Annotated in this window: 11 protein-coding genes; 7 read left to right on the forward strand and 4 right to left on the reverse strand. The window is 68.7% G+C overall.

Annotated features, from left to right (window positions below):
* On the forward strand, positions 1-567 hold a 567-nt coding region (locus tag ACXAID_RS24530; RefSeq protein WP_475024787.1), incomplete at its 5' end, for a C40 family peptidase.
* A gap of 54 nt (positions 568-621) precedes the next feature.
* Positions 622-1,881 carry a protein export chaperone SatS gene (gene satS / locus ACXAID_RS24535; RefSeq protein ID WP_475024788.1) on the forward strand — a complete coding sequence of 420 codons (1,260 nt, stop codon included), beginning with the start codon at positions 622-624 and terminating at the stop codon, positions 1,879-1,881.
* Between the two features lie 48 nt (positions 1,882-1,929).
* Here satS and ACXAID_RS24540 read toward each other — a convergent pair whose 3' ends face one another.
* From ACXAID_RS24540 to ACXAID_RS24550, 3 genes are read right to left on the reverse strand one after another with little or no spacing between them, the layout of a single operon-like run.
* Positions 1,930-3,018: an adenosine deaminase gene (locus ACXAID_RS24540; protein ID WP_475024789.1), complete on the reverse strand. Its 1,089-nt coding sequence runs from the start codon at positions 3,016-3,018 to the stop codon at positions 1,930-1,932.
* 9 nt (positions 3,019-3,027) lie between these two features.
* On the reverse strand, positions 3,028-4,359 hold the full coding sequence (locus ACXAID_RS24545) for a thymidine phosphorylase (RefSeq protein ID WP_475024790.1): 1,332 nt from the start codon (positions 4,357-4,359) through the stop codon (positions 3,028-3,030).
* Complete coding sequence (locus ACXAID_RS24550; protein ID WP_475024791.1) at positions 4,356-4,760, reverse strand: cytidine deaminase; 405 nt, start codon at positions 4,758-4,760, stop codon at positions 4,356-4,358. The genes ACXAID_RS24545 and ACXAID_RS24550 overlap by 4 nt, the downstream gene beginning before the upstream one ends.
* A 255-nt stretch (positions 4,761-5,015) precedes the next feature.
* Here ACXAID_RS24550 and sdhC point away from each other — a divergent pair, with 255 nt between their 5' ends.
* The 5 genes from sdhC to ACXAID_RS24575 all read left to right on the forward strand — a co-directional run bounded on the left by sdhC (position 5,016) and on the right by ACXAID_RS24575 (position 9,487).
* Positions 5,016-5,444, forward strand: coding sequence for a succinate dehydrogenase, cytochrome b556 subunit (gene sdhC, locus ACXAID_RS24555; protein WP_475024792.1), 429 nt, complete (start codon positions 5,016-5,018; stop codon positions 5,442-5,444).
* A gap of 65 nt (positions 5,445-5,509) precedes the next feature.
* Entirely contained in the window at positions 5,510-5,929 is a 420-nt protein-coding gene (locus tag ACXAID_RS24560; protein ID WP_475024797.1) for a succinate dehydrogenase hydrophobic membrane anchor subunit, read from the forward strand.
* A 13-nt stretch (positions 5,930-5,942) separates the two neighbouring features.
* Complete coding sequence (gene sdhA, locus ACXAID_RS24565) at positions 5,943-7,736, forward strand: succinate dehydrogenase flavoprotein subunit (protein ID WP_475024793.1); 1,794 nt, start codon at positions 5,943-5,945, stop codon at positions 7,734-7,736.
* Positions 7,737-7,770: 34 nt separating this feature from the next.
* Complete coding sequence (locus ACXAID_RS24570; RefSeq protein WP_475024794.1) at positions 7,771-8,562, forward strand: succinate dehydrogenase iron-sulfur subunit; 792 nt, start codon at positions 7,771-7,773, stop codon at positions 8,560-8,562.
* A gap of 58 nt (positions 8,563-8,620) precedes the next feature.
* Complete coding sequence (locus ACXAID_RS24575) at positions 8,621-9,487, forward strand: DUF4436 domain-containing protein (protein ID WP_475024795.1); 867 nt, start codon at positions 8,621-8,623, stop codon at positions 9,485-9,487.
* A gap of 12 nt (positions 9,488-9,499) precedes the next feature.
* On the opposite strand, the gene ACXAID_RS24580 is transcribed toward ACXAID_RS24575, so the two are convergent.
* Positions 9,500-10,588, reverse strand: coding sequence for an AI-2E family transporter (locus ACXAID_RS24580; protein ID WP_475024796.1), 1,089 nt, complete (start codon positions 10,586-10,588; stop codon positions 9,500-9,502).
* Between the last annotated feature and the right edge of the window lie 142 nt (positions 10,589-10,730).

Genomic DNA, 10,730 nt, shown 5'->3' on the forward strand with positions numbered 1-10,730 from the left:
AGCTGGGGCGGCGCAACAGCGGGCCCGGCCGGCCCCGGCACCGGTCTGGCGCCCGCCGGTCTGGCACCCGCTGCGAGCAGCCCCGGGGTGTCCGGCTGGTCGGGGCTCGCCGAGCCGGCATCCTTCGGCCAGCCGGCCGACGCCGGAATCCCGGACGCGGCGAGCTTCGGTGAGGGCGTCGAGGTGCGGCTACCCGACGGCAGCGTCGTGTTGGCCCCCAACGCGGTGGCCGCCGACGCCGTTCGGCACGCCCTCACTCAGCTCGGTGTGCCCTACCGATGGGGTGGCACCACCCCGGGCGTCGGGCTGGACTGCAGCGGCCTGACGCAGTGGGCATATCACCAAGCGGGACTCGGCATCCCGCGGCTGGCTCAGGAACAGGACATCGGTGCCGCTGTCGCCGCGGGCGCGCTGCGTCCCGGCGATCTGGCGGTGTGGGACGGTCATGTCGCGATGATCGTCGGAAACGGCACGATGATCGAGGCCGGCGATCCGGTGCGGCTGTCGCCCATCCGGACCTCCAACGCCGGTCAGGGCTTCCAGGGCTTCTGGCGGCCGACCGCCTAGCCGGACGCGCGGTGCCTGGCCGAACGTCGACACCCGGTAGCTAGGCTGTGCCGCATGGCTGCTGACATCGTGCCCATCCAGCTCAAGCTGACGAAGGGCGACGTGTACACGTTGTGGGCCCCGCGGTGGCGTGCGGACGGCGACGAGTGGGAGGCGTTCCTCGGCAAGGACGAGGACTTCTACGTGTTCGACTCCGTCGCCGACCTGGTGGCCTTCGTGCGCGCCGACACCGACAACGACCTGTCGGATCACCCCGCCTGGGAGAAGTTGACCGAGGCCAACGCCCACAAGCTGGTCCCGGCCGACAAACACACCCACGACCTGGTGGGCTTCGAGGAGCTGCTCGCCGAGAAGCCCACCGAAGACAGCGTCGCGGCGCTGCTCAGCGCGCTCGCGGTGGTGTCGTCGATCGGGTCGGTGTGCGAACTGCCGGCAGTCACCAAGTTCTTCAACGGCAACCCGGTGCTCGGCACCGTCGGTGGCGGCGTCGAGGCGTTCGCCGGCCGCGCCGGCCGCAAGCGGTGGGCCGAGATCGAGAAGATCATCGCCTCGGGCTGGGACAACGTCCTGGGCGCGATCGACGACATCATCACCACACCCGACGTCGACGCCGCCGCGGCGAAGAAGGCCCAGGCCGAGCTCGACGAGCCGGCGCCGGAACCCGAGGAGGACGACGAGGACGTCGTGATCGACGACATCGTCGACACCGAGGAGGAATCCGACGACCTCACCGCCGCGGCGCAGGAGCGGGTGCTGGGCAGCGACGAGGACTTCTGGCAGCGTGTCGGCATCGACCCGGTGCGCCTGATGACCAGTGCCGGCACCTTGTTCACGCTGCGCTGCTACCTCGACGACCAACCCATCTTCCTCGGCCGCAACGGCCGCATCAGCGTGTTCGGGTCCGAGCGGGCGCTGGCCCGCTACCTGGCCGACGAGCACGACCACGATCTGTCCGACCTGGCCACCTACGACGACATCCGCACCGCGGCCACCGACGGCTCGCTGCGCATCGAGGTCACCGACGACAACGTCTACGTGCTGACCGGCATCGCCGACGACCTGGCCGAAGGCCCCGAGGCCCTGGATCGCGACCAGCTGGAGCTGGCCGTCGAACTGGTGCGCGACATCGGCGACTACGCCGAAGAGGCCAGTGTGGACGCCAAACTCGCCCCCGACACACCGCTGGGCCGGGTCGTCGCCCACGTGCTCGAGCCCGACTCCAACGGCCGGCCCAGCAGCGGACCCTATGCCGACGCAGTCGCCGAATGGGAGTCGCTGGAGTCGTTCGTCGAGTCCCGTCTGCGCCAGGAGTGATTTCGGCGTGTTCGTCGTCGCTCACCGACGAAAAGCACGCCGAAATCGCTAGCCGATGAGGACGGCGTACCGGGGCTTGATCACCTCATCGATGATCGCCAGCCGCTCGTCGAACGCGATGAACGCCGACTTCATCGCGTTGATGGTGAAGCGCTCCAGGTCGCTCCAGCCGTAGCCGAACGCCTCGACCAGGCGCAGCATCTCCAGACTCATCGAGGTGTCGCTCATCAACCGGTTGTCGGTATTGACCGTCACCCGGAACCGCAGCCGGGCCAGCCGGTCGAACGGGTGCTCGGCGATGCTGGACACCGCACCGGTCTGCACATTGGAGCTCGGGCACATCTCGAACGGAATCCGCTTGTCCCGCAGCAGTGCCGCCAGCCGGCCCAGGCGCGGGGTTCCGTCGGCGTCGAGTTCGATGTCGTCGACGATGCGCACCCCGTGGCCCAGCCGGTCGGCCCCGCAGAAGGCGATCGCCTCGTGGATCGAGGGCAGCCCGAACGCCTCGCCGGCGTGGATGGTGAACCGGGCGTTGTTGTTGCGCATGCACTCGAACGCGTCGAGATGCCGGCTGGGCGGGTGTCCGGCCTCGGCCCCGGCGATGTCGAAGCCCACCACCCCCTTGTCCCGGAACCGGATCGCCAGCTCGGCGATCTCCAGTGAGCGCGCCGCGTGCCGCATCGCCGTCACCAGGCAGCGCACCACGATCGAGTGCCCCTCGGCCGCGGCGGCCTTCTCCCCGTCGGCGAACCCGGCCAGCACCGCGTCGACCACCGCATCCAGCGACAGCCCGCCGTCGATGTGCAACTCGGGGGCGAACCGGATCTCGGCGTAGACGACGTTGTCGCGGGCGAGGTCCTCGACGCATTCGTAGGCGACCCGGTGCAGCGCATCCGGGGTCTGCATGACGCCCACGGTGTGGGCGAACGGCTCCAGGTAGCGCTCCAGCGAGCCGCTGTGCGCCGCAGTCCGGAAAAACGTCGCGAGCTTGTCCACCTCGGTTTCGGGCAGCTGGCCGTAGCCGTACCGGTCGGCCAGGTCCAGCACCGTCGACGGCCGCAGTCCACCGTCGAGGTGGTCGTGCAGCAGCGCCTTGGGCGCCTGGCGGATGGTCTCCAGAGTCAGCGGTGTGGTCACGGGATCCTCCTAGCTGCCGATCCGGTCGATGACGAGCGGACGCTTGGCGGGTGCCTCGTCACCGACGCTGTATGCGCCGTCGAGTTGGGACAATGCTGCCCCGAAACGCTGCGGCGTGTCGGAGTAGAGCGTGAACAGCGGCTCCCCCGCGGTGACGGGTTCACCCGGCCGGCGGTGGATGCGCATGCCCGCACCGAACTGCACCTGCTCGCCGGGCATCGAACGGCCCGCTCCGAGCCGCCACACCGCAAGCCCCACCGCCATCGCGTCGATGTCACCCATGGTGCCACCTCTCGGCGCGGTGATCGTCTCGCTGTGAGAGCCCCGCGGCAGCCTGTCGGACCGCAGCGAGGCCACGTCGCCGCCCTGGGCCGCGACCAGGGCGGCGAACCGGTCCATCGCGGTGCCGTCGCGCAGGGTCTGCGCCGGGTCGACGCGATCGATTCCGGCGGCGTCGAGCATCTCGCCGGCCAGTGCCAGGGTCAGCTCGACCACGTCGTCGGGTCCGCCGCCCTCGAGCACCTCCAGGGATTCGACGACCTCGACCGCGTTGCCGACCGCGCGCCCCAGCGGCACCTCCATGTCGGTGAGCAGTGCGCGGGTCGACAGACCGTGCTCGGCGCCGAGGGCGACCATGGTGTGCGCCAACTCGCGGGACTCGGCCTCGGTGGCCAGGAACGCGCCCGATCCGACCTTGCAGTCCAGAACCAGCGACCGGGTGCCTTCGGCGATCTTCTTGCTCATGATCGAGCTGGCGATCAGCGGCAGCGACTCGGTGGTGGCGGTCACGTCGCGCAGCGCGTAGATCTTGCGGTCGGCGGGCGCCAGCTCACCGGCGGCGAAGATGGCCGCGCCGAGATCGCAGAGTTGTTGGCGGATCTGGGCTTTGGGGATCTCGGCGGTGAACCCGGGAATGGACTCCAGCTTGTCCAGGGTGCCGCCGGTGTGGCCCAGGCCGCGCCCTGCGGCCTGTGGCACCGCGCCGCCGCAGGCCATCACGATCGGCACCAGCGGAATCGTGATCTTGTCTCCGACACCGCCGGTGGAGTGTTTGTCCACCAGCGCCAGTGGGCCACCACCGGCGGAGCGGCGCAGGTCGGTGAAGTCCATCCGCTCCCCGGAATCGACCATCGCCGCCGTCCAGCGGGCGATCTCGGCGGTGGTCATGCCGCGCAGGAAGATCGCCATCAGCAACGCCGACATCTGCGCCTCGGCGATGCGGCCGTGGGTGTAGGCGTCGATCACCCAGTCGATGACCTCGTCGGTCAGCACGCCGCCGTCCCGCTTGACCCGGATCACCGACGGGGCGTCCAACGCGACATCGGATCGGGGCGTGCTCACGGCGCCACCCGGGCCAGATCGTCGGGCCCGAACGCGTCGGGCAGCAGGTCGGCGAGCCGGCGCGGGCCCGACGGGTGGTCGATGAGCAGGTCGGGTCCACCGTGCTCGAGCAGGAGCTGACGACACCGGCCGCACGGCATCAGGGTGTTGCCCGCGCCGTCGACGACGGCCACCGCGCGCAGCCGGCCGCCACCGGAGGAATGCAGGGCGCAGACCACAGAACACTCCGCACAGAGACCTAGGCCATATGAGACATTCTCCACATTGCACCCGACCACCGTTCGGTGATCGTCGGTCAGCGCGGCGGCGCCCACCGGAAACCGCGAATACGGCGCATAGGCTCGATGCGATACATCAATCGCTTTCTCCCGCAGCGCTTTCCAATCCACCTCAGCCGTCACGACTGACTCACCGGCCGCTCTTCTGAATCCATTCCGAAACCCCGTCCGTCGACCCGGCCCGCTAGATAGGTAAACCTAACTTCTCGCTGTTGAGGCCCTGATCGACTCCACGCTAGTTCGATTAGCAGTAAAACTGGGTTTAGAGTCGCCCCGAGGTTTGGGGCAGCGGGTCAGGCTGCGCCTGTTGGGGACCAGCCATCGAACCAGCGATGTGACCCCGCGCCCCGAGCGTCCACCGATGGCGTTGGAGGCCAGATGAGCACTCAGACACCGAGTCTGACAGGGAGCGGGGCGACGCCTGCACCGCGACCGCGTCGGCGCACCTTCTACCGCGGCGATCCGGGCATGTGGTCGTGGGTGCTGCACCGCATCACCGGTGCGGCGATCTTCTTCTTCCTGTTCGTCCACGTCCTCGACACCGCGCTGGTGCGGGTCAGCCCCGAGTCCTACAACGCGGTCATCGACACCTACAAGACCCCGATCGTCGGGCTGATGGAGATCGGCCTGGTCGCCGCGGTGCTCTATCACGCCCTCAACGGGGTCCGCATCATCCTGGTCGACTTCTGGCACCAGGGGCCCCGCTACCAGAAACGGATGCTGTGGGTCGTCGCCGGCGTCTGGCTGGCCGTGATGATCCCCGCGCTGGGCATCATCGGCATGCACATGGCGGAGCGGTTCCTGTGAGCACCGCCGCGCGGGGCGAGAACCCCTACGACCACATCAGCGACCGCGGCGGACCCGCCCCGGTGATGCAGACCAGCTACGACCGGCCCGCCGGCCTGGACAACCCGCGATCCAAGCGACGCGGCAGCGGCATGCCCAACTTCGAGAAGTACGCCTGGCTGTTCATGCGCTTCTCCGGTGTCGCGCTGATCTTCCTGGTGCTGGGCCACCTGTTCATCGGCCTGATCTGGGACGGCGGTGTCTACCGCATCGACTTCAACTACGTCGCACAGCGCTGGGCCTCCCCGTTCTGGCAGACCTGGGACCTGCTGATGCTCTGGCTGGCCCAGCTGCACGGCGGCAACGGCATGCGCACGATCATCGCCGACTACAGCCGCAAGGACTCCACCAAGTTCTGGCTCAACACGTTGCTGGCGCTGTCGATGGCGTTCACGCTGGTATTGGGCACCTACGTGCTGCTGACCTTCGACGCGACGATCTCTTGACCGGGAGCCTGACATGATTGTTGAACATCGCCACGACGTCGTGATCGTCGGCGCCGGCGGTGCGGGGATGCGGGCGGCCGTCGAGGCCGGCCCCCGGGCCCGCACCGCGGTGCTGACCAAGCTGTACCCGACCCGCTCGCACACCGGTGCAGCCCAGGGCGGCATGTGCGCGGCGCTGGCCAACGTCGAGGAAGACAACTGGGAGTGGCACACCTTCGACACCGTCAAGGGCGGCGACTACCTCGCCGACCAGGACGCGGTGGAGATCATGGCCAAGGAGGCCATCGACGCCGTCCTCGACCTCGAGAAGATGGGGATGCCGTTCAACCGCACCCCCGAGGGCCGCATCGACCAGCGGCGATTCGGCGGGCACACCCGCGACCACGGCAAGGCCCCGGTGCGCCGGGCCTGCTACGCCGCCGACCGCACCGGGCACATGATCCTGCAGACGCTCTACCAGAACTGCGTCAAGCACGACGTCGAGTTCTACAACGAGTTCTACGCCCTCGACATCGCGCTCACCCCGACCCCGTCGGGCCCCGTGGCGACCGGCGTCATCGCCTACGAGCTGGCCACCGGTGACATCCACGTCTTCCACGCCAAGGCGATCGTCTTCGCCACCGGCGGTTCGGGCCGGATGTACAAGACCACCTCCAACGCGCACACCCTGACCGGCGACGGGCTGGGCATCATCTTCCGCAAGGGACTTCCGCTGGAGGACATGGAGTTCCACCAGTTCCACCCGACCGGCCTGGCCGGGCTGGGCATCCTGATCTCCGAGGCCGTGCGCGGCGAGGGCGGCCGGCTGCTCAACGGCGAAGGCGAGCGCTTCATGGAGCGCTACGCACCGACCATCGTCGACCTCGCGCCGCGCGACATCGTCGCCCGCTCGATGGTTCTCGAGGTGCTCGAGGGCCGCGGCGCGGGTCCGAACAAGGACTACGTCTACATCGACGTGCGCCACCTCGGCGAGGACGTGCTGGAATCCAAGCTGCCCGACATCACCGAGTTCGCCCGCACCTACCTCGGGGTGGACCCGGTCAAGGAACTCGTGCCGGTCTATCCGACCTGTCACTACGTGATGGGCGGGATCCCGACGACGGTCAACGGCCAGGTGCTCTCGGACAACACCACGGTGGTGCCCGGCCTCTACGCCGCCGGGGAGTGCGCATGCGTGTCGGTGCACGGCGCCAACCGGCTGGGCACCAACTCGCTGCTCGACATCAACGTCTTCGGCCGCCGCGCTGGCATCGCCGCGGCGAACTACGCGCTGGGCCACGACTTCGTCGAGCTGCCGGACAACCCGGCGGGCATGGTGGTCGGCTGGGTCGGCGACATCCTCTCCGAGCACGGCAACGAACGCGTCGCCGACATCCGGGGCGCGCTGCAGCAGTCGATGGACAACAACGCCGCGGTGTTCCGCACCGAGGAGACGCTCAAGCAGGCCCTGACCGACATCCATGCACTCAAGGAGCGCTACGCCCGAATCTCGGTGCACGACAAGGGCAAGCGCTACAACAGCGACCTTCTCGAGGCCATCGAGCTGGGCTTCCTGCTGGAGCTGGCCGAGGTCACCGTGGTGGGTGCGCTGAACCGCAAGGAATCCCGCGGCGGGCACGCCCGAGAGGACTACCCCAACCGCGACGACACCAACTACATGCGCCACACCATGGCCTACAAGGTTCCCGGACCGGAAAGCGAGACCAGCGGGGACACCATCAAGGCCCCGGGCCTGCTCGCCGACATCCGGCTGGACTACAAGCCCGTCGTGCAGACGCGGTACGAACCGATGGAACGGAAGTACTGATGACCAGTGCGTGCGTGAACAGCGAGGACCTGAGATGACCATCGCCCCCGAAGCCGAGACCAGAGACCCCGAACTGCCGCCCGTGCCCGAGGGTGCGGTGATGGTGACGCTGAAGATCGCGCGGTTCAACCCCGAAGACCCGGATGCTCACGCCGATTCGGGCGGATTCCAGAGCTTCCGGGTGCCCTGCCTGCCCACCGACCGGCTGCTCAACCTGCTGCACTACGCCAAGTGGTACCTCGACGGCACGCTGACGTTCCGCCGGTCCTGCGCGCACGGGGTGTGCGGCTCGGACGCGATGCGCATCAACGGCGTCAACCGGCTGGCGTGCAAGGTGCTGATGCGCGACATGCTGCCCAAGAACCCGGACAAGCAGCTGACCATCACGATCGAGCCGATCCGCGGCCTGCCGGTGGAGAAGGACCTCGTCGTCGACATGGAACCGTTCTTCGACGCGTTCCGGGCGATCAAGCCTTACCTGATCACCTCGGGCAACGAGCCGACGCGGGAACGGATCCAGAGCCAGACCGACCGGGCCCGCTACGACGACACCACCAAGTGCATCCTGTGCGCGTGCTGCACCACCAGCTGCCCGGTGTACTGGACCGAGGGTTCCTACTTCGGGCCGGCGGCCATCGTCAACGCCCACCGGTTCATCTTCGACTCACGCGACGAGGGCGCGGCCGAGCGGCTCGACATCCTCAACGACGTGGACGGGGTGTGGCGCTGTCGCACCACGTTCAACTGCACTGAGTCCTGCCCGCGCGGCATCCAGGTCACCCAGGCCATCCAGGAGGTCAAGCGCGCGTTGATGTTCGCGCGCTGACCACCTCGGCGTCAGCTGGACCCGCGCGAAAAGCGGTGCCGGGCGCTAGCATCTTCCGGTGTCGGATGAGCCGGAAGACCCTCGCGCATCTCGTCGACGGATACGCGTCACCTCCAGCTTCGCCCTCGTCGGGCTGATCTACATCGGCTCGCTGATCGGGTACTGGCTGATCGGCGGCTCGTCTCCGGCGCTTCCCCCGGTCGACACCACCGCGGGACAGGACCCGGCCCTGTCGGTCTACCTCAGCGACATCGACACCGGATCCAACGAACTCGACGTGAAGGTCCTGCTGATCCCACCGTCGGACCTCATCGACCCGCAGCTCGGCGTGCTCAACACCGATGTGGCCGTCCGGCTCCACCCGTGGGTCGACATCGGCGAGATCGTGTTCAGGCAAGGGCAGACGCCGGCCACGGTCAAGGCGACGATCGAGGCCGGCGGAGACCCCGACAGCTGGCCGTTCGACACCTACCGCACCGCGCCGATCCGCGCCGACGCCATCGTGGGCGACGACAGCGGGGACCGCACCGTGGTGCCCGCCGAGGTCAGGTTCAGTGGTGGCATCACGAACTGGGATGTGCGTGCCGAACGGGTCGACGCTGCACAGGCCGGCCAGGTCGTGACGCTGCAGCGCAACCGCGGCACCCTGGCCTTCGACCTGGGCGTGATCCTGGTGCTGGTCGCCCTGCCTGCACTGGCGATGTTCGTGGCCCTCGAGACGGTCGCGGGCAAGCGACAGTTCCTGCCCCCGCTGACGACATGGTTCGCGGCCATGCTGTTCGCCGTCGTTCCGTTGCGCAACTTTCTTCCGGGTGCGCCACCGCCCGGCGCGTGGATCGATCAGGCGGTCGTGCTGTGGGTGCTCATCGCCCTGGTCTCGGCGATGTCCCTCTACATCGTGTCCTGGTTCCGCCAATCCTCGTGAGAACCGGCACCCTCAGCCGGATTCGGCCGGATCCCGGTCGACCGCGGCCACCTGCTCGCCGTAGTAGCGCACGATGACCGCACCCGCCGCCGCGGCGGGGACAGCCAGGAACGCACCGATCACACCGAACACCGAGGCACCCAGCGTCACGGCCAGCAGCACGATGACAGGGTGCAGGTTCATCGACTTCGACTGCAGCCAGGGCTGGAGCACGTTTCCTTCCAGCTGCTGCACCGCCAGGATGATCGCCAGCACGATCAGGGCGTTCACCGGCCCGTTGGCCACCAGCGCGATCAGCACCGACAGCGCCCCGGCGACGAATGCGCCGACGATCGGCACGAACCCGCCGATGAAGGTGATGATCGCCAGGGCGTAAGCCAGCGGCACACCCAGGATCACCAGGCCCGTTCCTATCAGCACCGCGTCGACCAGGCTTACCAGTGCCTGGGTCCGGATGAACCCGCCCAGCGTCGACCAGACCCGCTCGAGGAGCTCGGCAACATGCCCACCGGCGGGCCTGCCGACATGGCGGCGCACCCAGGGCAGAAACTGCGGACCGTCCTTGAGCAGGAAAAACGTCACCACCACCGTGGTGAACACCGTCACCAGCGCCGAGGTCGCCGCCCCGACACCGGTGAACACCCCGGACGCGATCTGTGCGCTGCTGGAACTGAGCCGCTCGTTGATGGCCGCCACCGCCGAGTCGAGCTGTTCGGCGCTGATGTTCAACGGGGGTCCACCGAGCCAGTCGCGCACCTGCACGACGCCGGCCGAAGCCTGTTGGGCCAGCGCGGTGGACTGCTCGATGACCGCCGGCGCGACGGCGGCGACCACGCCGGCGATCACGCCGGCGGCCACCAGCAGGGCCAGCAGCACCGCCGCCGCGGCAGGCACGCCCTTGTCGCGCAACCAGCGCACCGGCGGCCACAACACGGTGCACACGATCACCGCCAGCACGACGGGCAGGATGATCACCCAGGTCTTGGCTACGATCCAGCCCAGCACCCAGACCGCGGCGACCACCGCCACGAGTTGCACCGCCACCACCGCGCTCGTCCGAAGATGGGCGGCATAGACCGACCCGCGTGTCCTGTGTTCCACGCCTCCGGGTTACCCGATCTCGACCCCGCCCACCGCGAGCCGACGCTCCAGCAGGTCGGCACCACGGGCGACCCCGCCGGTCGCGGCGAACCCGGCGGCCACCGCAGCCGCGCCGGCTGACCTGGTCGTCGCCGTGTGCACC

It is taken from the genome of Mycobacterium sp. ABE4_509, from assembly GCF_056160785.1.